Origin of the sequence: Streptomyces lincolnensis, from assembly GCF_001685355.1 — a bacterium.
GTDB classification, from domain to species: Bacteria; Actinomycetota; Actinomycetes; order Streptomycetales; family Streptomycetaceae; genus Streptomyces; species Streptomyces lincolnensis.
On sequence record NZ_CP016438.1, the window covers coordinates 7,219,831 to 7,240,523 of the forward strand.

General features: G+C 71.8%; 21 protein-coding genes. 11 read left to right on the forward strand and 10 right to left on the reverse strand.

From position 1 onward, the window contains the following. Window positions 1-17: 17 nt before the first annotated feature. Genes SLINC_RS32255 through SLINC_RS32270 form a run of 4 tightly spaced genes read left to right on the forward strand, consistent with a single transcriptional unit; the run spans window position 18 to window position 4,628 of the window. On the forward strand, window positions 18-1,127 hold the full coding sequence (locus tag SLINC_RS32255) for a thiamine ABC transporter substrate-binding protein (protein WP_067445925.1): 1,110 nt from the start codon (window positions 18-20) through the stop codon (window positions 1,125-1,127). Continuing rightward, a complete protein-coding gene (locus tag SLINC_RS32260) occupies window positions 1,103-2,782 on the forward strand; it encodes an ABC transporter permease (RefSeq protein ID WP_079164840.1) in 1,680 nt (559 codons plus the stop codon). Before SLINC_RS32255 ends, SLINC_RS32260 begins: the two co-directional genes overlap by 25 nt. Further along, window positions 2,783-3,820, forward strand: a complete 1,038-nt coding sequence (locus tag SLINC_RS32265) for an ABC transporter ATP-binding protein (RefSeq protein ID WP_067440501.1) — start codon at window positions 2,783-2,785, stop codon at window positions 3,818-3,820. 10 nt (window positions 3,821-3,830) lie between these two features. Continuing rightward, a complete protein-coding gene (locus SLINC_RS32270) occupies window positions 3,831-4,628 on the forward strand; it encodes a maleylpyruvate isomerase family mycothiol-dependent enzyme (RefSeq protein ID WP_067440504.1) in 798 nt (265 codons plus the stop codon). A gap of 66 nt (window positions 4,629-4,694) precedes the next feature. Here SLINC_RS32270 and SLINC_RS32275 read toward each other — a convergent pair whose 3' ends face one another. The 7 genes from SLINC_RS32275 to SLINC_RS32305 all read right to left on the reverse strand — a co-directional run bounded on the left by SLINC_RS32275 (window position 4,695) and on the right by SLINC_RS32305 (window position 11,405). Continuing rightward, entirely contained in the window at window positions 4,695-5,387 is a 693-nt protein-coding gene (locus SLINC_RS32275; RefSeq protein ID WP_067440507.1) for an LAETG motif-containing sortase-dependent surface protein, read from the reverse strand. Window positions 5,388-5,533: 146 nt separating this feature from the next. After that, window positions 5,534-6,655: an LOG family protein gene (locus tag SLINC_RS32280; protein ID WP_067440510.1), complete on the reverse strand. Its 1,122-nt coding sequence runs from the start codon at window positions 6,653-6,655 to the stop codon at window positions 5,534-5,536. A gap of 27 nt (window positions 6,656-6,682) precedes the next feature. Next, on the reverse strand, window positions 6,683-7,105 hold the full coding sequence (locus SLINC_RS32285; RefSeq protein ID WP_067440513.1) for a VOC family protein: 423 nt from the start codon (window positions 7,103-7,105) through the stop codon (window positions 6,683-6,685). Between the two features lie 95 nt (window positions 7,106-7,200). Beyond that, a complete protein-coding gene (locus SLINC_RS32290) occupies window positions 7,201-8,583 on the reverse strand; it encodes a hypothetical protein (RefSeq protein WP_067440516.1) in 1,383 nt (460 codons plus the stop codon). After that, a complete protein-coding gene (locus tag SLINC_RS32295; protein ID WP_067440519.1) occupies window positions 8,565-9,305 on the reverse strand; it encodes an ABC transporter ATP-binding protein in 741 nt (246 codons plus the stop codon). Before SLINC_RS32295 ends, SLINC_RS32290 begins: the two co-directional genes overlap by 19 nt. Before the next feature lie 191 nt (window positions 9,306-9,496). Further along, window positions 9,497-10,861 carry an aspartate aminotransferase family protein gene (locus SLINC_RS32300; protein ID WP_067440522.1) on the reverse strand — a complete coding sequence of 455 codons (1,365 nt, stop codon included), beginning with the start codon at window positions 10,859-10,861 and terminating at the stop codon, window positions 9,497-9,499. Between the two features lie 19 nt (window positions 10,862-10,880). After that, window positions 10,881-11,405 carry an Lrp/AsnC family transcriptional regulator gene (locus SLINC_RS32305; protein WP_067440525.1) on the reverse strand — a complete coding sequence of 175 codons (525 nt, stop codon included), beginning with the start codon at window positions 11,403-11,405 and terminating at the stop codon, window positions 10,881-10,883. A gap of 170 nt (window positions 11,406-11,575) precedes the next feature. Between SLINC_RS32305 and SLINC_RS32310 the strand changes: the two genes are divergently transcribed. The 6 genes from SLINC_RS32310 (at window position 11,576) to SLINC_RS32335 (ending at window position 15,720) form a co-directional block, all read left to right on the forward strand. Further along, window positions 11,576-13,015 (forward strand): gamma-aminobutyraldehyde dehydrogenase, encoded by a 1,440-nt coding sequence (locus SLINC_RS32310; protein WP_067440528.1) that lies wholly within the window; start codon window positions 11,576-11,578, stop codon window positions 13,013-13,015. 127 nt (window positions 13,016-13,142) lie between these two features. Then, the gene (locus tag SLINC_RS32315; protein WP_067440531.1) at window positions 13,143-13,532 is read left to right on the forward strand and encodes a Tat pathway signal sequence domain protein; all 390 of its coding nucleotides are present in this window, start codon (window positions 13,143-13,145) and stop codon (window positions 13,530-13,532) included. Continuing rightward, window positions 13,529-14,212 carry a class F sortase gene (locus SLINC_RS32320; RefSeq protein ID WP_067440534.1) on the forward strand — a complete coding sequence of 228 codons (684 nt, stop codon included), beginning with the start codon at window positions 13,529-13,531 and terminating at the stop codon, window positions 14,210-14,212. The genes SLINC_RS32315 and SLINC_RS32320 overlap by 4 nt, the downstream gene beginning before the upstream one ends. Beyond that, window positions 14,209-14,703 carry an RNA polymerase sigma factor gene (locus SLINC_RS32325; protein ID WP_067440537.1) on the forward strand — a complete coding sequence of 165 codons (495 nt, stop codon included), beginning with the start codon at window positions 14,209-14,211 and terminating at the stop codon, window positions 14,701-14,703. Before SLINC_RS32320 ends, SLINC_RS32325 begins: the two co-directional genes overlap by 4 nt. Beyond that, entirely contained in the window at window positions 14,687-15,154 is a 468-nt protein-coding gene (locus SLINC_RS32330) for a hypothetical protein (protein WP_079164841.1), read from the forward strand. Before SLINC_RS32325 ends, SLINC_RS32330 begins: the two co-directional genes overlap by 17 nt. Window positions 15,155-15,195: 41 nt before the next feature. Next, window positions 15,196-15,720 (forward strand): hypothetical protein, encoded by a 525-nt coding sequence (locus SLINC_RS32335; RefSeq protein WP_067440543.1) that lies wholly within the window; start codon window positions 15,196-15,198, stop codon window positions 15,718-15,720. A gap of 9 nt (window positions 15,721-15,729) precedes the next feature. Here SLINC_RS32335 and SLINC_RS32340 read toward each other — a convergent pair whose 3' ends face one another. Further along, window positions 15,730-16,896, reverse strand: coding sequence for a serine hydrolase domain-containing protein (locus SLINC_RS32340; RefSeq protein ID WP_067440546.1), 1,167 nt, complete (start codon window positions 16,894-16,896; stop codon window positions 15,730-15,732). A 301-nt stretch (window positions 16,897-17,197) separates the two neighbouring features. Here SLINC_RS32340 and SLINC_RS32345 point away from each other — a divergent pair, with 301 nt between their 5' ends. Beyond that, window positions 17,198-18,874: an RNA polymerase sigma factor gene (locus tag SLINC_RS32345; protein ID WP_067440549.1), complete on the forward strand. Its 1,677-nt coding sequence runs from the start codon at window positions 17,198-17,200 to the stop codon at window positions 18,872-18,874. Window positions 18,875-18,893: 19 nt separating this feature from the next. On the opposite strand, the gene SLINC_RS32350 is transcribed toward SLINC_RS32345, so the two are convergent. Both SLINC_RS32350 and SLINC_RS32355 read right to left on the reverse strand, forming a co-directional pair. Then, complete coding sequence (locus tag SLINC_RS32350) at window positions 18,894-19,580, reverse strand: glycerophosphodiester phosphodiesterase (RefSeq protein WP_067440552.1); 687 nt, start codon at window positions 19,578-19,580, stop codon at window positions 18,894-18,896. Between the two features lie 33 nt (window positions 19,581-19,613). Next, complete coding sequence (locus SLINC_RS32355; RefSeq protein WP_067440555.1) at window positions 19,614-20,681, reverse strand: adenosine deaminase; 1,068 nt, start codon at window positions 20,679-20,681, stop codon at window positions 19,614-19,616. Window positions 20,682-20,693 lie beyond the last annotated feature (12 nt).

Genomic DNA, 20,693 nt, shown 5'->3' on the forward strand with positions numbered 1-20,693 from the left:
GAAGTTCGGTCATCACCGTGAACACCAAGAAGTACTGTGCTGTCGTCGTGGGCCTGGGCCTGGTCACGCTGTCCGCGTGCGGCTCGTCCGACGGCGGCTCCGGCACCGACTCCAAGACCGTCACCCTGGTGAGCCACGACTCGTGGGCCGTGTCGAAGAACGTCCTCGCGGACTTCGAGAAGCGGTCCGGCTACCGGGTCAGGGTCCTCAAGGACGGCGACGCCGGGCAGGCCGTGAACAAGGCCATCCTGACCAAGGACAACCCCCAGGGCGACGTCTTCTTCGGCGTCGACAACACCCTGCTCTCGCGGGCGCTGGACAACGGTCTGTTCCAGTCGTACGAGGCGAAGGGCTCCGATCTGGTCCTGCCCGAGTACCGGGTCGACCAGGACAAGCACCGGGTCACACCCGTCGACACCGGCGACATCTGCGTCAACTACGACAAGGCGTACTTCAGCGAGCACAAGCTGAACCCGCCCACCTCGTTCGACGACCTGATCAAGCCCGCGTACAAGAACCTCCTCGTCACCGAGAACGCCTCCACCTCCTCGCCGGGGCTGGGATTCCTCCTCGGGAGCGCCGCGAAGTACGGCGATGGGGGCACCTCCCGCTCGAGCGAAGCCGAGAGTGGGGGAGGTTGGCAGGACTACTGGAAGAAGCTCAAGGCCAACGGCGTGAAGGTCGTCGACGGCTGGGAGCAGGCCTACAACGAGGAGTTCTCCGGCTCCTCCACCGGGAAGAAGGCCGGCGGTGACCGGCCGCTCGTCGTGTCGTACGCCTCCTCGCCGCCCGCCGAGGTGATCTACGCCGACCCGAAGCCGACGACCGCGCCCACCGGCGTCGCCGAGGGCACCTGCTTCCGGCAGGTCGAGTACGCGGGGCTGCTGAGCAACGCGGCGAACGGCAAGGGCGGCAAGGCGCTCCTCGACTTCCTGCTCAGCAAGCAGTTCCAGGACGACATGCCGCTCAACATGTTCGTCTACCCGGTGCGCGAGGCCGCCCAGGTGCCCCCGGAGTTCGTGAAGTTCGGGCCGCAGGCCAAGGACCCCGAGACCATGGACCCGGCGAGGATCGCCGGCCATCGTGACGACTGGGTCAAGTCGTGGACCTCGCTCGTACTGAAGTAGCCCCGCCCGAAGCAGCCCCGCGACGCACGGGCAACGCGGCGCGGTTCGGCCTCGTCGCCGTGCCCGTCGCGTTCTTCGCGGTCTTCTTCGCCTACCCCGTCGCCGCGATCGTGGCGCGCGGTCTCCACGTCGACGGGGTCTGGCGGTTCGGCCGGATCGCGGAGGTGCTCGGACAGTCCGACGTCCGGCACGTCCTGTGGTTCACCACCTGGCAGGCGCTCGTCTCCACCGCGCTCACCCTGCTGGTGGCGCTGCCCGGCGCGTACGTCTTCGCGCGCTTCACCTTCCCCGGCAAGCAGGTCCTGCGGGCCGTCGTGACCGTGCCGTTCGTGCTGCCGACGGTCGTCGTCGGCACGGCGTTCCTCGCGCTGGTCGGGCGCGGCGGACTCCTCGACGAGCTGTGGGGCGTACGGCTGGACACCACCGTGTGGGCGATCCTGCTGGCGCACGTCTTCTTCAACTACGCGGTGGTCGTCCGGACCGTCGGCGGGCTCTGGGCCCAGCTGGACCCGCGGCAGGAGGAGGCCGCGCGGATGCTCGGCGCGTCCCGGCCGCGGGCCTTTCGGCAGGTGACCCTGCCCGCGCTCGCGCCCGCGGTGGCCGCGGCCGCGCTCATGGTGTTCCTGTTCACGTTCACCTCCTTCGGTGTGGTGCAGATCCTCGGCGGGCCGACCTTCTCCACGCTCGAAGTGGAGATCTACCGGCAGACCTCGGAGATCTTCGACCTGTCCACGGCCGCCGTCCTGACCATGGTCCAGTTCGTCGCGGTGGGCGCGGTCCTCGCCGTGCACGCGTGGACCGTACGGCGGCGGGAGAGCACGCTGCGGCTGGTGGACGCGGCTGTGACCGCGCGCCGGCCGCGCGGGGCCGGGCAATGGGCGCTGCTGGCCGGCGTGCTCGCCTCGATCGCCGTGCTGCTCCTGCTGCCGCTCGCCGTGCTGGTGCAGCGGTCGCTGGACGCGCCCGACCTCGCCTACTACCGGGCGCTGACCAGTGACGAGGGCGGTGTCTTCCTCGTCCCGCCGATCGACGCGATCGGCAACTCGCTCCAGTACGCGGTCGCCGCCACCGCCATCGCCGTGCTGATCGGGGGTCTCGCCGCGGCCGCGTTGACCCGGCGGGACGCCGGCCGGTTCGTACGGGGCTTCGACGCGCTGCTGATGCTGCCGCTCGGGGTGTCCGCGGTGACCGTCGGATTCGGGTTCCTGATCGCGCTGGACGAGCCGCCGCTGGACCTCAGGTCCTCGTGGATCCTGGTGCCGCTCGCACAGGCACTGGTCGGCGTGCCCTTCGTCGTACGGACCATGCTGCCGGTGCTGCGGGCCGTGGACGAGCGGCTGCGGGAGGCGGCGGCCGTGCTCGGGGCGTCGCCGTGGCAGGTGTGGCGGGAGGTCGACCTGCCGATGGTGCGGCGGGCGCTGCTGATCGCGGCCGGGTTCGCCTTCGCGGTGTCGCTGGGGGAGTTCGGGGCCACGGTGTTCATCGCGCGGCCCGACAACCCCACGCTGCCGGTCGCCGTGGCGCGGCTGCTCGGGCGGCCCGGCGAGCTCAACTACGGGCAGGCGATGGCCCTGTCGACGATTCTGATGATCGTGTGTGCCGTGGCGCTCCTGGTGCTGGAACGGCTGCGGACCGACCGGACCGGGGAGTTCTAGATGCTGCTGAGCCTTGCGGAGGCGACGGTGCGGTTCGGTGGCCGGGCCGTGCTGGACGGGGTCGATCTCGCCGTCGCCGAGCACGAGATCGTGTGCGTGCTGGGGCCGAGCGGCAGCGGCAAGTCGACGCTGCTGCGGGCGGTGGCCGGGCTGCAACCCCTGGACTCGGGGCGGGTGTCGCTCGACGGGCGGGACCAGGCGGGCGTGCCCGCGCACAAGCGGGGCGTCGGGCTGATGTTCCAGGACCACCAGCTGTTCCCGCAGCGGGATGTGGGCGGCAACGTCGCCTTCGGGCTGCGGATGCACGGGGTGTCGCGGACCCGGCAGGAGGAGCGCGTACGGGAGTTGCTCGACCTCGTCGGGCTCCCCGGTGCCGCGCGGCGGGCCGTGGCCGCGCTGTCCGGCGGTGAGCAGCAGCGGGTGGCGCTGGCCCGGGCCCTCGCGCCCCGGCCGCGGCTGCTGATGCTCGACGAGCCGCTCGGTCAGCTGGACCGCTCGCTGCGGGAGCGGCTGGTCGTCGAACTGCGGGAGCTGTTCGGCCGGTTGGGCACCACCGTGCTCGCGGTCACCCACGACCAGGGCGAGGCGTTCGCGCTCGCCGACCGGGTCGTGGTGATGCGGGACGGGCGGATCGCCCAGTCCGGTACGCCCCTTGAGGTGTGGCAGCGCCCCGCGGACGAGTTCGTGGCCCGCTTCCTCGGCTTCGAGAACGTCGTCGAGGCCACGGTGGCCGGGGAGGCCGCGGACACGCCCTGGGGCAAGCTGCCGGTCCCCGCGGGCGCCGGGCCGGGGGTGCGCACGCTGCTCGTACGGCCCGCCGGAGTACGGCTCGTCGCGGCCGACGCGGGCCTGCGCTGCACGGTGGCCGCGCGGACCTTCAGGGGCACCCATGTCGCCGTACATCTCCAGCCGGAGGACGACGGGCCCCGCCTGGAGGCGGCGTGCGCGTTGCGGGAGGCGCCGGGGGTCGGGGACGTGGTCGGGGTGGAGTTCGACGCGGCCGAAATGGTCGTGCTGGGCGGGACCGCGCGCCCCTAGGGTGCGAGACATGACACTGCTTGCGCATGACCGCTACTGCGACGAGATCGTCCACCAGGTCGGTCTTCTGAGGGGGGTGATGACCTCCGGGGCGGACCTCGCCGCCACCGTGCCGACCTGCCCGGACTGGTCGCTGGAGGAGCTCCTGCGGCACATGGGGGGCGCCCTGCGCTGGGTGGAGCTGCTGGTGCGGACGCGGGCCGAGGAGGAGATCCCCGAGGAGCGGGTGCCGCTGGGCGGCGGCCCCGAGGCGTGGGGCGACGCCGCCGCGCTGGACGCCTGGCTCGCCGAGACCGGCCGGATGCTCGTCGCCACGCTGCGCGAGGCCGGGCCCGACGCCAAGGTGTGGGCGTGGGCCGGGATCCCCAGCGCCGGGTTCTGGGCCCGTCGTATGACGCACGAACTCACCGTCCACCGCGCCGATGCCATGCTGGCCGCCGGGCTGCCCTACGAGGTCGCCCCGGACGTGGCCGCCGACGCGATCGACGAGTGGCTCCAGATCGTGGAGTTCGTGCAGCGGACCGCGCCGCACGACGCGGCCAGGGAGCTGCGGGGACCCGGCCGCAGCATCCACCTCCACGCCACCGACACCGGACCCGGGATCAACGCCGAGTGGGTCGTCGAACTCACCGAGGACGTCCTCGTCTGGCGTCGCGGGCACGAGAAGGCGACGGTCGCGCTCCGGGGGCCGCTCACCGCCGTACTGCTCGCCTTCTACCGTCGACTGCCGCTGGACAGCGCGGAGGTGGAGGTGCTCGGTGATCGCGACCTGCTGGAGTTCTGGCTGGAGCGCGCGACCTTCGGCTGAGCCGGGGGCGGTCATGACGGTGGCCCGCCCCCGCGACGGGGACGGGCCACAGCCTGTGATGCGGGGTCAGCGACCGTTGCCGGCACCGCGACGGCGCATGCCGAAGAACACGGCACCGCCACCGATGGCGACCAGGGCCACCGCGACGCCGGCGATGATCGGCGTGTTGGAGTTCGATCCGGTCTCGGCGAGGTTGGAGTCACCGGCCCCGGCCGCCGGGGACGGGGCGTTGCTCGGAACGTTGCCCGCCGGGGAGGGGCTGTCCGGGGCCGACGGGGTCGGGGTGCCGGGCTCCTCGGCCGGGGTCGAGGGCGCGTCCGACGGGGTCGGGGTGGGCGTCGGGGCCGGGGTGTCCTCGGTCTTGCAGGCCGTGGAGGGGGTCTTCAGGTTCGGCGTGATGTCCTCGTCCACGTAGGACGCGGCCTTCACGTGGATGCGGTACTCGGCGTTCGGCTGCCAGTCCTCTGCGAAGGTGATCGTGGTGCCCTCGCGGGTGCCCTTGACCACCTGCTCGCCGACCTTCTTGACGTCGGCGCCGTTGTTCTCCAGGAACACGGAGACGGTGGCCGGGATGCCCGCGGGGTCCACGTCCGTGACGGTGATGACACCCTTGTCACCGTCGCACTTGGCTTCGGCGGAGAACTCGTTGATGTTGCAGGCAAGCGCGTTGCCGGAGGCACCGAGCGCGATCGCGGCCGTGGCGGTGGCGACACCGAGGATGCGCGCGGAGCGTGCGACGGTACGGCGAGTTATGGACACTTTTGTCCTTTACGAGTTGCGCAACTGCGGGGGGTGGGTGGGGCGTTGATGGGACACCAACACCCCAGGAGATTCACAGGTCTATAAGTGCCACATAAGTACTGTCAACGTGGAAGCGGCCTGGGAGCGGTTGCTTTGCTCTCTTATTAACCTCCGAGGCGTTTCAACGCCTCGGGAGCCTCCTCGATCCGGTCGACCAGGGCGATGCGGGCCTCCATCGACCGTTCCCGCGCCAGCGCCCGCAGGAGCGGCCACGTCGGCAGCTTCTCCGTCCAGTGGACACGGTCGACCAGGACCATCGGCGTGGGCTCACCCCGCGACTCGTAGTAGTTCGGCGTCGCGTTGTCGAAGATCTCCTGTACGGTGCCGGCGGCGCCCGGCAGGAACACCACACCCGCGGTGGAGCGGGCCAACAGGCCGTCCTCGCGGGTGGCGTTGGCGAAGTACTTGGCGATGTGCGAGGCGAAGGCGTTCGGCGGCTCGTGGCCGTAGAACCAGGTCGGGATGCCGACCGATCCGCCGCCCCGGGGCCAGCGGCCGCGGACCTCGAAGGCGGCCCGCGCCCACTCCGTGATCGAGGGCGTGAACGACGGCGCCTTGGCGAGGAGTTCACAGGCCTCGTCCAGCATGGCGTCCTCGAACGGGGCCGCGTACGCGCCGAGGTTCGCGGCCTCCATCGCGCCCGGGCCGCCGCCCGTGGCCACCGTGAACCCGGCGCGGGCCAGCTCCCGGCCCAGACGCGCGGCGCCGGCGTACTGCCGCGTGCCGCGGGCCATCGCGTGACCGCCCATCACGCCCACCACCCGGGCGCCGCGCAGGAGTTCGTCGAGCGCGTCGGAGACGGAGTCGTCGTGGACGGAGCGCAGCATCGACGCGTAGATGTCGCCGTCGGCCCTGGTCCGTCGGAACCAGGCGTAGGCGAGGGCGTCCGGTGTCTCCTCGTAGCCCTTGTCGAGGCCGGTGAACAACTCGCCCGGTGTGTAGAGGAGACCGCGGTACGGGTCGAAGGGGAGCTCTGGGACGGGCGGGAAGACCAGGGCGCCGTCCGCGCGGATCTTCGCCGCCGCGTTCTCCCGCATCGGGCAGCCGAGGAACACGGCGCCGGCGGTGTCGGTGGCGAGCAACTCCCGTGTCCGGTCGGTCAGATCGACGGCCTGGACGCGGAATCCGGTGAGGGTGCCGCGGGACGAGACGGTCGCGTCGAACTCCTCAAGCGTCTCGATCTCACGGTCGTCGTGGTGGGCCGCATGGGCGGGGCTCGTCTGCACCCGCCCATGCTATGCGCGCATGCGGGGTCAGCCCTGGGCCTGCTCCGCCGCGGGATCCATCCAGACGACCTCCCAGGTGTGGCCGTCGAGGTCGTCGAAGGAGCGGTTGTACATGAAGCCGTGGTCCTGGGTCTCGGCCGCGGGAGTCGCGCCCGCCGCGAACGCCTTCTCGACCACGTCGTCGACCTCTCCCCGGGTCTCCGCGCTCAGGCCCAGCATCATCTGACTGGTCTTCGTGGCATCGGAGATCTCCTTCTTCGTGAACTCCGAGTAGCGCTGCCGGGTGTGCAGCATCGCGACGATGGCGTCCGTGATCTGGAAGGTGGCCGTGTTCTCGTCGCTGTACTGCGCGTTCGGCGCGAAGCCGAGGGCCGCGTAGAACTTCTTGGAGGCTTCGAGGTCGGTCACGGGCAGGCTGACGAAGATCATCTTCTGGTACGTCGCGGTCATCGGTCTCTCCCGTCGGGGTGCGTGCTGTTCGGTGGGTAGACGGGTCACCCCGGCAGAACTCATCGGTCGTACCGAGGTTCTTTTCGGACGGGTGCTCAGGAGGTCAGAGGGAGTGCAGCCAGTTCGGCCACGACCAGGGTGAGGGGGCCGAACAGGGCCAGCAGCGCGCCGGCGCGGACGGCGGCGGCGCCGCGCAGCATCGTGGCGGGGGCACCGAGCCGCAGCAGGGCCTCGGTGGTGTCGGCGCGGGCGTGCTTGGCCTCCACCGCGGCGGTCAGGAGCGTCGCGAGGGTGCAGCCGACGACCAGGAGCAGGCCGAGGGTGGTCAGGGGGCCGAACTCCGCGCCGTCCGGGCCGTCGAGGGCCGTCATGGCGTACGCGCCCGATGCCACCGCGCAGACGACGCCCAGGGGGCGGCCGATACGGGTCGACTCCGTCATCAGGACGCGGCCCGCGAGGAGGCGCAGGGCGCCGGGGCGGGCGGTCTGGAGGAGCCGGCCGCACAGGTGGGTGAGGCCGGGCCCGGCCAGCGCCAGGCCGGTGGCGGTGAGGAGCCAGCCGATGAGCACGGAGGGGGCACCGCCCGCCAGGCCGCCGGGGAGGGGGGTGGTGGGGGTGCCTCCGGAGCGGGTGGCGTAGGCCTCCACGGCCAGGCCCGCGGCGAGTACGGCGATGCCCCAGGGGAGACCCTTCGGAGGATCTGCGGGGGGCGCGGGGAGGGTGTCGGGGGGCAGGACGGGGCTTGCTTGACCCTCGGTCTGCGCCGGGGGGTGGGGTTCGCTCGCCCGCGCTTGCGGGGGGCCGTCCTTCCCCGGACCGTCCTTCCCCGGACCGTCCTTCCCCGGGCGGGCCGTGGCCCGCAGACGGGCGCCGAACCGTCCGTACGCGCCGAAGGTTTCGCGTGCCTTTCCGCTGCCGTACGCCCCGAAGCGGCCGAAGGTGCGGGTGCCCGGTGGGGTGGGGCGGTCGTCCCGGGGACGCAGGGTCAGGGCCACCGACAGGGACGCGATCACCGGGGTCAGGGACAGCAGGGTCAGTGCGGCCGGCAACGGCAGGGGCGAGTCCGCGGCCAGGAACTCCGCCGCCGCTCCGTCGAAGGGCATGCCCGTGAGGTCGCCCCGGAGATGGAGGAAGAAGAGCAGGGCGAGCATGGAGCCGAGGGTGCAGGCGAGAGCCGTGGTGGTGGCCGAGACGGCCATCAGGCGGGCCGGTCCGAGACCGATCGCGGAGAGGCCGGTGCGGGGGCTGGTGGCCGGGTCGGTGCGGGCGACGGCGACCGCGAAGTAGACCGTCGCGGCGAGCGGGGTGGCGCACCAGGCGAGGCGGAGGAGGGACCCGGAGCCGGCGTCCGGGTTGCTCATGGCGTAGCCGAGGGTGCACAGCAGGAGGAAGCCCGTGCCCGCCGAGGCCGCGGCCACCAGGAGCCGGCGGAGCTGTACGGCCGGGTGGGCCCCGCGGGTCAGACGGAGAGCGAGCACGTGGCCCGGCCTTCCGTCTCGGCGACCGGGGGGAGATGGACCGTGTTCACCCGTCGGCCGTCCAGCAGCGAGAGCGTGCGGTCCGCCAGGGCGGCCGTATCGGCGTCGTGGGTGGCGAGGACGACCGTGATGCCGTGCGAGCGGGCCGCCGTGGTGAGGGTGCGCAGGACGTGGCCGCGGTCGGCGCGGTGCAGCGGGGCCGTCGGCTCGTCGGCGAACAGGACCGTGGGGGCGGGGGCCAGGGCGCGCGCGATGCAGACGCGCTGGCGTTCGGACTGGCGCAGTTCGTGCGGGCGTTTGCGGGTCTTGTCACCGATGTCGAGGCGCTCCAGCCACTCCAGCGCGGCGGTCTTGGCGCGGCGGCGGCCGACGCCGCGCAGCATCAGGGGCAGGGCCGCGTTCTCCCAGACGTTCAGCTCGGGGACCAGCACCGGCGCCGGGTCGATCCAGCCGAAGCGGTCGCGGCGCACCCGTTCGCGGGCCATCGGGCCCAGGGTGTGCAGGGGCACGCTGTTGAACCAGACCTCGCCGCGCTGCGCCGGGACCAGGCCGGACAGGCACCGCAGCAGTGCCGTCTTGCCGCTGCCGCGCGGGCCGCCCACGGCCAGGATCTCGCCCTCGCGGACGCCGAGCGAGACCCCGGCGATGCCGGGTGAGCCGTCGCGGTGGGTGAAGTGCAGGGACCGTGCCCAGAGCACGTCGTTGTCCGGCGGAGCCTCCATGGGCGTACACCTCGTTCTGGTTCCGTTGTGCCTTGCAATCCCCCGTGCGGGGGAACGAAAGCAGGGCCGATCGGTTACCAGGCACGCTAGGGAGCCGGGGCGGTGAGGCCGGACAGCACGCGGCCCGGGGTGCTTCCCTGTCACTCGGACGGGCGCACCCCGGGCCGTGCGGTCGGCTGAACCGCCGGGGGCTAGAGCTTCGTCCACGCCTCCGTCAGCGTCGCGCGCAGGATCTGCTCGATCTCGTCGAAGGTCTCCTGGTTGGAGATCAGCGGCGGGGCGAGCTGGACGACCGGGTCGCCGCGGTCGTCGGCGCGGCAGTACAGGCCGTTGTCGTACAGCGCCTTCGACAGGAAGCCGTACAGGACCCGCTCGGTCTCCTCCTCGTCGAAGGACTCCTTCGTCACCTTGTCCTTCACGAGCTCGATGCCGTAGAAGAAGCCGTTGCCGCGGACGTCGCCGACGATCGGCAGGTCGTGCAGTTTCTCCAGGGTGGCGCGGAAGGCGCCCTCGTTGTCGAGGACGTGCTGGTTGAGGTTCTCGCGCTCGAAGAGGTCGAGGTTGGCGAGGCCGACCGCGGCGGAGACCGGGTGGCCGCCGAAGGTGTAGCCGTGCAGGAAGACGTTGTCCTCCTTGTAGAACGGCTCGGCGAGGCGGTCGGAGATGATGCAGGCGCCGATCGGGGAGTAGCCCGAGGTCATGCCCTTGGCGCAGGTGATCATGTCCGGGACGTAGTCGAACTTGTCGCAGGCGAACAGAGTGCCGAGGCGGCCGAAGGCGCAGATGACCTCGTCCGAGACGAGCAGCACGTCGTACTGGTCGCAGATCTCGCGGACCCGCCGGAAGTAGCCGGGCGGGGGCGGGAAGCAGCCGCCCGCGTTCTGCACCGGCTCCAGGAAGACCGCGGCGACCGTGTCCGCGCCCTCCATGAGGATCTGCTGCTCGATCTGGTCGGCGGCCCAGCGGCCGAAGGCCTCGGGGTCGTCGCCGAAGAGGGGCGCCCGGTAGATGTTGGTGTTCGGGACCTTGTGGGCGCCCGGCACCAGCGGCTCGAAGGGGGCCTTCAGGGCGGGCAGGCCGGTGATGGACAGGGCGCCCTGCGGGGTGCCGTGGTAGGCGACCGCGCGCGAGATGACCTTGTGCTTGGTGGGCTTGCCGGTCAGCTTGAAGTACTGCTTGGCGAGCTTCCAGGCGGTCTCGACCGCCTCGCCGCCGCCGGTGGTGAAGAAGACCTTGTTCAGGTCGCCCGGCGCGTGGTGCGCGAGGCGCTCCGCGAGCTCCACGGCCTTGGGGTGGGCGTAGGACCACACCGGGAAGAACGCCAGGTCCTGGGCCTGCTTGAAGGCGGCCTCGGCGAGCTCCGTGCGGCCGTGTCCGGCCTGGACCACGAACAGGCCCGCGAGACCGTCGAGGTAGCGCTTGCCCTTGTCGTCGTAGATGTAGGTGCCCTCGCCCCGGACGATCGTCGGGACCGGGGAGTTCTCGTACGAGGACATGCGGGTGAAGTGCATCCACAGGTGGTCGTACGCGGTGCGGCTGAGGTCCTTGGAGCTCACGGTTATCGGGTCCTCACGGTTATCGGGTGCCCCACATGTAGGTCTGCTTCTTGAGCTTCAGATAGACGAAGCTCTCGGTCGAGCGCACTCCGGGGATGGCCCGGATGCGTCCGTTGATGACGTCCAGGAGGTGGTCGTCGTCCTCGCAGACGATCTCCACCATCAGGTCGAAGGAGCCCGCGGTCATCACCACGTACTCGCATTCGGACATGGCGCTCAGCGCGTCCGCCATGGGCTCGACGTCGCCCTCGACATGGATGCCGACCATCGCCTGGCGGCGGAAGCCCACGGTGAGCGGGTCCGTGACGGCGACGATCTGCATCACGCCCTGGTCGAGCAGCTTCTGGACGCGCTGGCGCACGGCCGCCTCGGAGAGGCCGACGGCCTTGCCGATCGCGGCGTACGGCCGGCGGCCGTCCTCCTGGAGCTGCTCGATGATGGCGAGGGAGACGGCGTCCAGGTGAGGAGTGCCGTGACTGGACGCGCGGATCTCCCGTGCGTCCCTGGGGTCTGCGCTTCGACTGGCCACGACGTCACTGTGCACGACGTCTCGACACTTCCGCAAGGCTGTATCGATGAAATTCGTTGTTCACGAGACCGAGACCTGCGGATTTCGCAGCTATGGCGGGATCAGGGGTGTTGAAAACGTGGAGCACCGGATTAGGGTGGGTGTCTCAGTCAATGGACACCTCGACCTGACACAGGAGGCCGGCAGTGAGCACCGAGCTGCGTCGTCTGCGCAACCACATCAACGGTGAGTTCCGGGACGCCGCCGACGGACGGACCACGGACGTGGTCAACCCCGTGACGGGCGAGGCGTACGCGACCGCGCCGCTGTCCGGGCAGGCGGACGTGGACGCGGCGATGGCCGCCGCTGCCGCCGCCTTCCCCGGCTGGCGCGACACGACTCCCGCCGAGCGCCAGAAGGCCCTGCTGAAGATCGCCGACGCGTTCGAGGAGCGCGCCGAGGAGCTCATCGCGGCCGAGGTGGAGAACACGGGCAAGCCGATCGGGCTCACGCGGTCCGAGGAGATCCCGCCGATGGTCGACCAGATCCGCTTCTTCGCGGGCGCGGCCCGGATGCTGGAGGGGCGCTCCGCGGGCGAGTACATGGAGGGCCTCACCTCGATCGTGCGGCGTGAGCCCGTCGGCGTCTGCGCGCAGGTCGCGCCGTGGAACTACCCCATGATGATGGCCGTGTGGAAGTTCGCGCCGGCGCTCGCGGCGGGCAACACGGTGGTGCTGAAGCCGTCGGACACGACGCCGGCGTCGACGGTGCTGATCGCGGAGATCATCGGCGGGATCCTGCCGAAGGGCGTCTTCAACGTCATCACCGGTGACCGGGACACCGGCCGGCTGATGGTCGAGCACCCGACGCCGGCGATGGCCTCCATCACCGGGTCGGTGCGGGCGGGCATGTCGGTCGCCGAGTCCGCGTCCAGGGACCTGAAGCGGGTCCACCTGGAACTCGGCGGCAAGGCTCCGGTGGTGGTGTTCGAGGACACCGACATCGCCAAGGCCGTCGAGGACATCTCCGTCGCGGGGTACTTCAACGCCGGGCAGGACTGCACGGCGGCCACGCGGGTGCTGGTGCAGTCGTCGATCCACGACGAGTTCGTGGCCGCGCTGGCCAAGGCCGCCGCCGACACGAAGACCGGGCAGCCGGACGACGAGGACGTGCTGTACGGGCCGCTGAACAACCCCAACCAGCTGAAGCAGGTCTCCGGGTTCATCGAGCGGCTGCCCGCGCACGCCAAGGTCGAGGCCGGCGGTCACCAGGTCGGTGAGAAGGGGTACTTCTACGCGCCCACCGTCGTGTCCGGGCTGAAGCAGGACGACGAGATCATCCAGAACGAGGTCTTCGGGCCGGTCATCACGGTCCAGTCCTTCACGGACGAGGAGCAGGCGGTGGAGTGGGCCAACGGCGTCGACTACGCGTTGGCGTCCTCCGTCTGGACCAAGGACCACGGGCGCGCCATGCGGATGTCCAAGAAGCTGGACTTCGGATGCGTGTGGATCAACACGCACATCCCGCTGGTCGCGGAGATGCCGCACGGCGGGTTCAAGAAGTCCGGGTACGGCAAGGACCTGTCGGCGTACGGCTTCGACGACTACACGCGGATCAAGCACGTGATGACGTCGCTGGACGCGTGAGGCACCGCCCTTCGCCGGGCTTTGCCATCTCTTTACAACCCACCCTGTGTCCGCCTCGTCTCTCCCGTCGATCTGTGACCCGCCCGCCGACCCGGTGGGCGGACGGACCGACGAGAGGGAACGATTCATGCGCCGAACCGTGCTGAGCGTCTTGGCACTTGCGGGGACCGCCGTACTGGTGGGCACAGGGCCCGCGTTCGCCGACGGGGCGTCGACCCCGACCCCGGTTCCCGCCACCACCCCGAGCGCCTCCGCGGAACCGTCCGCGGTCCCGGAGCCCACCAAGGCGCCGTCGGAGGCGCCGACCGACGCCCCGAGCACCGAGCCGACCCTCGCCCCGTCCCCGGGCGATCAGGTGTCCGTCGTGCCGAGCGGCGCGCCCGACACCGGTGCCGCGTCCGAGGCGAACGGGTCCGGGGGCAACGGCGGTCTGATCGGCGGGGGCGCCGCCGCGGCGTGCGCGGTGGGCGGCGCGGCCTTCTATGTCGTACGGCGCCGGAGGGCGGCCGGGGCATGACCTCGCCCTCCAGGCGGGCCGCGGTCCGCCGCCCCGGGATCTGCGTCGTCGCCGTGGCGACGGCCGCCCTGCTGGTGAGCTGCGGCGGGTCGGGAGGCCCGACCGCGGCCGGCGGCTCGGCGGGCACGCGGGCGACGGACGAACGCCCCACCGGCACGCCGTCGTCGGCGGACCCGGGCGCCTCCGTCAAGTCGCCGCAGGCGCGGGGGCGTTCCGTTCCCGTCGGGCTGCGGATCCCGGCGATCGGGGTCGACACCCCGGTGATGCGGCTGGGGCTGGCCCCGGACGGGAGTGTGCGGGTGCCGCCGATCACCGCGGACGACCGGGCCGGCTGGTACGAGCACTCGCCGACGCCCGGGCAGACCGGTCCGTCGGTGATCCTCGGCCATGTCACCGTCGGGAAGTACGGGGACGGGGTGTTCCGGCACCTGGACCGGCTGCGCCGGGGGGAACGGATCGAGGCGCGCCTGGAGAACGGCACGACGGCCGAGTTCGCCGTCACCGACGTACGGACCGTCGCCAAGGCGGACTTTCCCGCCGAGGACGTGTACGGGAACGTGAACCGGCCGGAGTTGCGTCTCATCACGTGCGGCGGGCCCCTTGCCGAGGACGGCTACCGCGACAACGTGATCGTGTTCGCCGTGTCGACCTCGGCGACGAGTTCCGCGGGAGAACGGTGAAACGGTCCCGTGAGAGGGCGGCGGCGTCCGAGCTGTTCGCCGCCCTCTATCCGCGCCTCGCCGGCTGGTGCCGTCGGCTGGTCGACGACGACGAGACGGCGCACGAGATCGCCTCGGAGGCCTTCACCCGGCTCTGGGGCCGCTGGACCGCGGTGACGGAGCCGCGGGGCTTCCTCTACGTCACCGCGGCCAACCTGGTCCGCGATCACTGGCGCAAGCTGGAGCGTGAACGGCGAGCGGTGCACCGGGTGACCGTCGAGGCCTCCGTACGTCCGCACGCCGAGCCGTCCGATCCCTCGGTGCGGTTGCTCGTGCAGTCGCTTCCGGAACGGCTGCGGATCCCGATCCTGCTGCACTACTACGCTGACATGCCGATCCGGGAGGTGTCCGCGCTGACCGGGCGGAAGGAAGGAACCGTCAAGGCCGATCTGCACGCGGCCCGTGAACTGCTCCGTGCCCATCTGGGGAGAAGCCTTGATCACACACTCTGACGAGAGCCCGGAGTTCGAGCCCGACGACCCCCTCGCCGTCATCCTGCGGCCCTCCTCCGACTACCTGGGCCCGCCCGCGGGCCGGTACGAGGCGATCCGCCGCCGTGCCGCCCGGCGCCGGCTCGTGCGTGCGGCGGTCGGGGTGGGCGGGGCGTGCGCGGTCGCCGCCCTCGTCGCGCTGCCGCTGCGGACGGCCTCGTCCGACGTGCCCGTGAGGCCGACGGTCCCGCTCGCCCCGCCGGTGAGCGGCAGCCCCTCGCAGGCGCCCACCCTGCCGGCCACACCCGCGCCCTCGCCCTCTTCCACGGCCACTCCCATGCCCTCCGATCCCAGCTCGGGCCTCGACCCCGGCGAGGACGTGTCGGGCACTGTCCCGACGCCCACCACCGCTCCCACCGGCGCGCCGTCGGCCGTTCCGACCATCCAGTCCTCGCCGAGCGACGGACCCTAGTTTTTTTTGAACATGTTCAACTGCGGGCGTACGCTGCCGCCATGAGCGACAGAGCCGCCCTGCTCAAGGGCATCCGCGCGTGGTTGGCCGTGTTCGTCGTCTGCCTGGTGCTGAGCGGTGCCACGGCCTTCCCCCTGGTCCACGAACTGCGCTGGACCGAGGATCTGCTCAGGGCCCTGTCCGTGCCCGAGCACCTCCCCGCGCTCATGCGGTGGATCGAGCACGTCCGCGAGGGACTCGACACGGTCGACGCCGAGTACCCCTTCGTGCTCTACGGCACGGACTGGCTGGCCTTCGCCCACCTCGTCATCGCCGTCGCCTTCTACGGCCCCTACCGCGACCCGGTCCGCAACATCTGGGTGATCGAGTTCGGGATGATCGCCTGCGCCGGGATCGTGCCGCTCGCGCTGGTCTGCGGACCGATACGCCAGATTCCCTTCTGGTGGAGCGTGATCGACATGTCGTTCGGCGTGGTCGGGGTGATCCCCCTGTATGCCGTACGCAAGAAGATCAAGCGGCTGGAGGCCCTGACGGCCCCGAACCTCCGGCCGGCGTTCGCCGCCTGAGCGAGGCCGCTACTTCAGGGCCGCCCGGGCTATCCGCTCGGTGACCGGGTTCATGCCCTCGCTCTTCGCGTCCGTCGCGCCGACGGAGACGACCAGCGTGCGGGAGAGGTCGCGGGTCGCGGCGACGACCGTGCCGTAGCCGTACCGGGCGCCGGACTTGAGCCAGTAGACGCGGCCCTCGAACGCGAAGCGCTGGAGGCCGGCGCTCATGGTGGCGCCCTTGATCCGCGACGGGACGGTGAACATCTCCTTCAGCTGCGGACGGGGGACCAGATCGCCGCGGAACAGGTGGTGCACCAGCCGCTCCAGGTCGGCGGTGGTGGAGATCATGTCGCCGGCCGCCCAGCGGTCCGCCTGGTTCCACTCGGTGACGTCCAGGAACTCCGTCGAGCCGTCCGCCCGCTTCACGGCTTGGTAGCCGCGGTTGTGCGGGCCGTGGATCGCCGGGTCGGTGCCGGGGAAGTACGTGTCCCGCATTCCGGCCGGGCGCAGCACCCGGCGGGTGGCCTCCGAGGCGTACGAGTGCCCGGTCACCTTCTCGATCAGCAGGCCGAGGACCGTGTAGTTGATGTTCAGGTAGTGCTGCTCGCGGCCCGGACGGAACTCCGGGCCCTTCGCCATCGCCGACGCCACGACCTTCCGGGGCGGCAGGGTGTCGAAGCGGTGCGCGTACACCTCCTCGAAGGTGTCCCCGAGACCGTCACCGGGCTGGATGCCGCTGGTGTGGTTCAGTAGCTGCCGTACGGTGATCGGCTCGAACGTACGGGGGAACAGGCCCGGGAGATAGCGCTGGACGGGCGCGTTCAGGTTCACCGCTCCCTGAGCGGCGAGCTGGAGGACGACGGCCGCCGTCACCACCTTCGTCGTCGAACCGGCACGGAAACGGGCGTCCGGGTCCGCCGCACGGCCGCTCGCCAGATCGTGCGCGCCCGCGCTGCCGCGCCATCCGCCGTCCGTGCCGCCGACCCGGACGAGGGCGAAGGTCCCGTCCTTGTCCGGGAGGTTCTTGAGAGCCGTCTCCAGGGCCGCGGTGTCCGGACCCGTCTTCGTGCCCTTCGCGGAGACGGATGTCTGGGCCGGTGCCGGCGAGGCGAAGGCCGGGGCGGCCAGCGGGACCGCACCCAGGGCGAGGACGAGGGAGGCGGCGAGGACGGTCGTGCGGCGGCGGGTGTGCACGCGGCGGCTCCGATGGTCGGCAGGATCGGTGATCGGCAGGAACGATGGTCGGCAGGATCGGTGAAGGCGTTCGTGATCATTCTTCGGCCGTCCGCCGCCCCGCGGATCCTCACTGAGGAGGGCACCCGCCCTGGCTCGACCCCGAGCAACCTCCGTACCGGGCAAGGGGGTTGTCAGGGGCGGCCCCCTAGGGGCACCCCGGGTCCGGGAAAAACTGTTATCCCGCGGTCCTTCACACCGTCTCCGCAGGTGTGATCTCCGACATTGCCAACAGCGGGGCCCCGGCTGAGAGGGTGCGGCCATGAGGACGTACGCCGAGGCCGGCCGGAGCTGGCGCGACACCATCGCGGCCGCACAGGCCGGCGACCGGCGGGCGCTGGACGAGCTGGTCGAGGGCTGGCTGCCGCTGGTCTACAACATCGTCGGCCGGGCCCTGAACGGTCACGCCGACGTCGACGACGTCGTCCAGGAGACCATGCTCCGGGCCGTCGACAACCTCGGCTCCCTGCGCGACCCGGACAGCTTCCGGTCCTGGCTGGTGGCGATCGCCATGCGCCAGATCCGGGACCGGGCCCGCCGCCGGACCCCCGCCCCGCTGGCCGACCCGGAGCCCTCTCAGGCCGCGGACTTCGCCGAGCTGACCGTCCTCAGGCTCCAGCTGGAGGGACAGCGGCGCGAGGTCACGGAGGCGGTGCGCTGGCTCGACGACGAGGACCGGCAACTGCTGTCCCTGTGGTGGCTGGAGGTCGCCGGCGAACTCACCCGGCGCGAACTCGCCGCGGCCGTCGGCATCAGCCGGCAGCACGCCGCCGTCCGCGTGCAGCGGATGAAGGAACGCCTGGAGACCTCCCGCGGCATCGTGCGCGCCCTGGACGGCGCCTGCCCCGACCTGCGCGACATGACCGGACGCTGGAACGGCCGGCCCGACTCCGTCTGGCGCAAGCGGCTGGCCCGGCACATCCGCGGCTGCGGCTACTGCGGCGGCACCCGCGAGAGAGTCGTACCGGCGGAGCGCCTGCTCGTCGGGATCGCGCTCGTCCCGATCCCGGTGGGCTTCACGCTCTCCCTGGCCCTCGGCGGCAAGACCGCAGCGGCGGCCACCGCCGTGAGCACCTCCGTCGGCTGGTCCGCCAAGGTGCTGAGCGCGCTCACCAAGCCGGCCGTCGCCATGACGGCGGGCGCCACCATCGTCGCGGGCGGCGCCTACGTCGTCACCCAGCCCCCGGACGCCCCGCCCCCGCGCGCCGCCACCCCCACGGCGACGACGCCCGCCCCCGCCCCGCCGCCGGACCCCGCCCCCGCCCCGACGCCCTCGGCCTCCCCGTCGGCGACCCCGACGAAGAAGGCCGACCTCTACGGCACGGTCGTCGACGCCGTCGACCGGGCACCCGACCCGGACGCCAGGCCCGCGGTCCTGCCGCACCGGCCCGAGACCGGCATCACCAGCACGGGCGGCGCGCACGCCGTGATGAACCACCGCGGGGACGGTGTCACGCTCACCGGCCGGGGCTATGTCCTCGTCCGCTGGCAGATATCCCCGCAGTACCGTGCCGGCTCCCTCGTCATGCCGACCTGGACCGGCCTCAAGGGCCGGCTCTTCCACGTGGCCTCGGGCGGCGGCCGCCGTATGGACGACCCCGTCAGCGCCACCGACCCCTCCGCCACCGGCATGGGCAGCGCGACCGTCGGCTACGCCGTCCCGCCGCCCGGCACCCAGCAGATGTGGCAGAACGAGTACTTCTACGTCGACGGCGCGGTCACCCTCACCGTGAACGAGCGCGGCGCCGACTACGGGCTGAGCGTCTTCCCGACGACCTGGGACAGGGCGCGGGAGGACATCGGGACCGGACCCCCCGAGGGCGCGAAGCGCTACGGCCTCGTCCGCGACACCGGCGAGGACGACACCCCGGTGCCGCAGTACGTCACCCGCGCGACCCCGGCCGACCCGGCGACGGTTCCCCGGGACTCCCGCGTGTAGCCGGTCTCTCAGCCGTCTCTCAGCCCTCGTCGCGCAGGGCGCACAGGGTGTCGATGCGGTTCGTCGTGATCGAGTCGACGCCCATGTCGACGAGGCGGCGCATGGAGCGGCGGGTGTCGGGGGTCCAGACGGAGAGAAGGTAGCCGTCGGTGTGGACGCGTTCGGCGAGGGCGCGATCGACCAAGGGGAAACGGTAGTTGAGCCAGCGCGGGCGGACCGCCGCCAGCAGGGCCGGCCGGGGCGGGGCCAGGCTGGTCCAGGTCAGGGCGATCTCGGCGGCCGCGTCCGCCCTGCGCACGGCGAGCATGGCCGGGGCGCCCGCGCAGTAGTACACGCGGTCGTCCGCCCGGCACTCCCGCACCACGTCCACCACCCGCTGGGCCGCCCGCACATCGGGCGTCCCCGGCAGGTCCAGCATCACCCGGCCGCCGTCGGTCGCCTTCAGCGCCTCCGCCAGGGTCGGCACCCGGCCGTCCGTGAGCCCGCGCACCTCGTCCGACGACAGCGACAGCAACGGCCGGTCGTGCTCCCACAACCGCTTCAGCGTGTCGTCGTGCAACAGGACGGGCACGCCGTCCCGGGTGAGCCGTACGTCGATCTCGACCGCGTCCGCGCCCCGTTCGAGCGCGGAACGCAGCGAGTCGATCGTGTTCTCACGGACGCGGTAGGGGTCGCCGCGGTGCGCCACGGCGGTCAGCTTCTGCATGCGCCCATTGTGCTGGTGGCCGGGTGAGCGCGGTCAGGGGGCGAGCCAGGCCGCGGTGTACGTGTCGATCTCGTCCCGGATCCGGGACTTGCCGGCCTCGTCGAGGAAGGAGGCGTCGACCGCGTTCTTCGCCAGCTCCGCCACCCCCCGCTCGTCGAGTTCCAACAGCCGGGCGGCCACCGCGTACTCGTTGTTGAGGTCGGTGCCGAACATCGGCGGGTCGTCGGAGTTGACGGTGACCAGCACTCCGGCCTTCACGAACTCCTTGATCGGGTGCTCGTCGAGGGTGCGCACCGCGCGGGTGGCGATGTTGGAGGTCGGGCACACCTCCAACGCGATCCGGTGCTCGGCGAGATGGGCGAGCAGCCTGTCGTCCTGGGCGGAGCTGGTGCCGTGCCCGATGCGCTCGGCCCGCAGGTGGGTCAGGGCGTCCCACACCGTCTGCGGCCCGGTGGTCTCACCGGCGTGCGGCACCGACCTGAGCCCCGCGGCGATGGCCCGGTCGAAGTACGGCTTGAACTGCGGCCGGGGCACGCCGATCTCGGGCCCGCCGAGGCCGAAGGAGACCAGCCCCTCCGGGCGCAGCCGCTCGTCGGTGGCGAGCCGCACCGTCTCCTCGGCCGACTCCAGACCCGCCTCGCCGGGGATGTCGAAGCACCAGCGCAGCACGGTCCCGAACTCGGCCTCGGCCGCCTTGCGGGCGTCCTCGATCGCGTCCATGAACGCCCGCTCGTCGATCCCGCGCCGGGTCGAGGAGAACGGCGTGATGGTCAGCTCGGCGTAGCGCACCTGCTGCCGGGCCAGGTCCCGGGCCACCTCGTACGTCAGCAGCCGTACGTCCTCCGGCGTGCGGATCAGGTCGACCACGGACAGGTACACGTCGATGAAGCGGGCGAAGTCCGTGAAGGTGAAGAAGTCGACCAGGGCCTCGGGGTCGGTGGGCACCTTGGTGTCGGGGTGCCGGGCGGCCAGTTCGGCGACGATGCGCGGGGAGGCGGATCCCACGTGGTGCACATGCAGTTCGGCTTTGGGCAGCGACGCGATGAAGGCGTGCAGATCGAGTGGGGCGGGGTCGACGAGCACGTCGAGGTGGTCGGTCATGGGGGCCTCCCC